This window comes from Falsiroseomonas sp. RANM36, assembly GCF_056682175.1.
Genome location: NZ_JBWXTD010000003.1, coordinates 332,139 through 335,603, shown reverse-complemented (window position 1 = coordinate 335,603; position 3,465 = coordinate 332,139). Strand labels below are relative to the sequence as shown.

General features: G+C 76.0%; 3 protein-coding genes. 2 read left to right on the top strand and 1 reads right to left on the bottom strand.

Features of this window, described 5'->3' with window-relative positions:
• Window positions 1-175 precede the first annotated feature (175 nt).
• Both AC1MIR_RS06395 and AC1MIR_RS06390 read left to right on the top strand, forming a co-directional pair.
• Complete coding sequence (locus AC1MIR_RS06395) at window positions 176-2,383, top strand: protein-disulfide reductase DsbD family protein (protein ID WP_480027348.1); 2,208 nt, start codon at window positions 176-178, stop codon at window positions 2,381-2,383.
• Window positions 2,384-2,417: 34 nt separating this feature from the next.
• Complete coding sequence (locus tag AC1MIR_RS06390) at window positions 2,418-2,729, top strand: hypothetical protein (protein ID WP_480027347.1); 312 nt, start codon at window positions 2,418-2,420, stop codon at window positions 2,727-2,729.
• A 19-nt stretch (window positions 2,730-2,748) separates the two neighbouring features.
• On the opposite strand, the gene AC1MIR_RS06385 is transcribed toward AC1MIR_RS06390, so the two are convergent.
• Window positions 2,749-3,465: superoxide dismutase (locus AC1MIR_RS06385; protein WP_480027346.1), on the bottom strand; the 717-nt coding region annotated here is incomplete at its 5' end.

Here is a 3,465-nt window from a genome sequence, read left to right as displayed (position 1 = left end):
CAGGCTGAGGCGGCCCGATGACCGGAGGGGCGTCAGCCCCGAAGGTCTGAATCGGCCCGCCCGACATACAAGGCGGCCCGAGGAACCGACCCGCCCGGCAGGCCAACCAGTGCGCGGGGCCGGCATCGCATTGCGGGGGTTGCAGCCGCACCCCGCCGTCCCGTTCTATGCGCGCATGTTCCGGCGCCTCGCGCTGATCCTCCTCGGCCTGTCCCTCTCCGCCCCGGCCCTGGCGGTGGAGAGCGCGGCCGTGCGCTCGCCGCGCGCCATCGCCACGCTCGCCGCGGACTCGGCCGCGGTGGCGCCCGGCCAGAGATTCCAGGCCGGGCTGCGGCTGCGCCTCGCACCGGGCTGGCACAGCTACTGGCGGAATGCGGGCGATGCCGGTGCGCCGCCCGAGGTGACGCTGACCCTGCCGCAGGGCGCCACCGCCGGCCCGATCGCCTGGCCCACGCCGGAACGCATCCCCTACGGCCCGCTGGTCAATTTCGGCTATACCGGCGAGGTTCTTCTCCCCTTCGCGATCCGGGTGCCGGAGACCGCACGGCCCGGCGACACCTTCGCGGTCAGCGCCGAGGCCACCTGGCTGGTCTGCGCCGATGTCTGCATCCCGGAGGAAGGCCGCTTCACCCTCACCCTGCCGGTCGCCGAGCGGGCCCTGCCCTCGCCCGGGATGGAGGGGTCGTTCAAGGACGCGGCCGCGCGGCTGCCGCGCGCGGCGCCCTGGTCGGTCGCCGCCGGCGCCACCGGGCGGACCGCGAGCCTCAGCCTGTCCGGCCCGGGCCTGTCGCCCGCGCTGGTGCAGGAAGCGCTGTTCTTCCCGAACCGTCCGGGTGTGCTCGACAACACCGCGCCGCAGCCGATGCGCTGGAAGGGCGAGACGCTCACCCTCGGCCTGACCCTGATGGAGGGCGAGCATCCCGCGGCGCTGGAGGGCGTGGTGGTGCTGAGCGACCTCGCCGGGCAGCGCCCGGCCTTCGAGGTCGCGGCGCCGGTCGCGGGGGGGGGCCCCCGCCCCCCCCCCCGCCCCCGCCCCCCCGCGCGGGGGCCGGCGGGGGGGGTCGCTCGGGGCGGGGGGGGGGGGGGGGGGGGGGGCGGTGGCCCCGGGGGGGGGCCGCGCGGGCCCTGGGCGGCGGCGGCGCCGGTCGCGGGGCCGGCCGCCTCCGGCCCCCTCCTGCCCTTCGGCCAGGCGTTGCTCTTCGCGCTGCTCGGCGGGCTGATCCTGAACCTGATGCCCTGCGTCTTCCCGGTGCTGGCGATGAAGGCGATGGCGCTGGCGCGGCTTTCGGGCGAGGCGCGCGGCCAGGTCCGGATGCATGCCGCCAGCTACACCGCCGGCGTGCTGGCGACCTTCGCGCTGATCGGCGGCGCCATGGTCGGGCTGCGCGCGGTGGGGATGGCGGTGGGCTGGGGCTTCCAGTTCACCTCGCCCGGCTTCGTGGCCGCGATGGCCTGGCTGATGCTGGCGGTGGCGCTGAACCTGCTCGGCGTGTTCCAGGTGATGCGGCCCGTCGGCGCCGGCCAGTCGCTCGCCGGCCGCGGCGGGAACCTCGGCGCCTTCTTCACCGGGGCGCTTGCGGTGGCGCTGGCCACGCCCTGCACCGCCCCCTTCATGGCGGCGGCCCTGGGCGCGGCGGTGGCGATGCCGCCGGCGATGACCATGGGCGTGTTCCTCGCGCTGGGGCTCGGCCTCGCGCTGCCCTATGCGCTGCTCGGGCTGTTCCCCGGGCTGGCGCGGCTGCTGCCGCGGCCCGGGCCGTGGATGGAGCGGTTCCGCCAGATCCTGGCCTTCCCGATGCTGGCCGCCGCGGTGTGGCTGGTGTGGGTGCTCGCGCAGCAGGTGGGGCCGGATGGCGTGCTGTGGGCGCTGGCCGGCGGGCTGCTGCTGGCGGCCGGGCTGTTCGTCCTCGGCCTGGCCCAGCGCAGCGGCGAGGGGCGGGGTGCGAAGCTGGCGCGGATGACCGCCGGGGCGACGCTGCTCGCGGCCGTCGCGCTGCTGCCGCGGCTGTCGGCGGCGCCGGCGGCGGCGGCCGATGCGGGGCCGGGGGCGGAGCCCTGGTCCGCGGCGCGGGTGGCGGCGCTGCGGGCGGAAGGCCGGCCGGTCTTCGTCAACGCCACCGCCGCCTGGTGCATCACCTGCCAGGTGAATGAGCGCGTGGCGTTGCGCGGCGCCTCCGTGCAGGACGCCTTCGCGGCGCGCAACATCGCCTATCTCAAGGCCGACTGGACGCGCGGCGACACGGCGATCGGCGCGCTGCTGCAGGAGCATGGACGGGCCGGCGTGCCGCTTTATCTGTTCTGGCCGCCCGGGGCGTCCGAGCCCGTGGTGCTGCCGCAACTGCTCACCGAGGGCATCGTGATCGAGGCGCTCGGCGGCACGTAAACCGAGCCTTCATCCGCGCCGGCGAGGCTGGCGCATGCTTCGCCTGTTGCTTCTCCTGCTGATTGCGATGCCGGCCGCGGCGCAGGAGATCCCCGCCTGCAACCAGGACCGCGTCGGCGCCGTGGCCTGCATGTCCGGCAAGCTCTGCGCCTGCGGCTATGCCCGGGGCGGGGCGATCTCGGGCAGGCCGGACGGCTATCGCTGGGATTGCGGCGTGCTGCGACCGGCCTGCGGCGAGGCGCTGGCGCCCGGCGCGCAGGGGCAGCCCCTGCCGCTGCCCCAGCTCTTCCTGAACCTGCCCGCGCCTGCGGAGGCGCTGCCGCCGATGACGCCCTGGCCGCGCTGATGCGGCCAGGGCACCGCCGTCAGACGCCGAGCGTGCCGGCCTTGGCCGCGGCGTAGCGCGCCGCGATCTTCTGCCAGTCGAGCACGTTCCACCAGTTCGCCGTGTACTCGCCGCGCCGGTTCTGGTAGCGCAGGTAGTAGGCGTGTTCCCAGACGTCGTTGCCCATCAGCACGCGGGCGCCGTCCATCAGCGGCGTGTCCTGGCCGGGCTTCGTCACCACCGCGAGCCGCCCGGCGGGCGTGACGGTGACGAAGGCCCAGCCGCTGCCGAACACGCCGTTCGCCGCGGCCGTGAAGCGCGCCTTGAAGGTCGCGAAATCGCCGAAATACTGCGCGATCGCCTGCGCGAGCTCGCCCGTCGGCTCGCCGCCGCGCCCGCCCATGATCTGCCAGAACATGGTGTGGTTGGCGTTGCCGCCGCCATTGTTGCGCACGGCGGTGCGCACCGCCTCCGGCACCTCGTTCAGCTTCATCAGGATCTGGTCGAGCGGCATGGCGGCGAGCTGCGGCTGCTCGCGCAGCGCGGCGTTCAGCCCGTTCACCTGCCCGCCGTGATGGAAGCGCCAGTGGATCTCCATGGTGCGGGCGTCGATCGCGGCCTCGTTGGCGTCGAAGGCATAGGGCAGGTCCGGCAGGCGGAACGGCCCGGCCGGGGGCGTCTGCGCGAGCGCGGCGCGCGGTGCCGCCCCGACCGTGGCGGCGGCGGGGGCCGCCGCCCCCCCCCCCCCGCCGGGGGG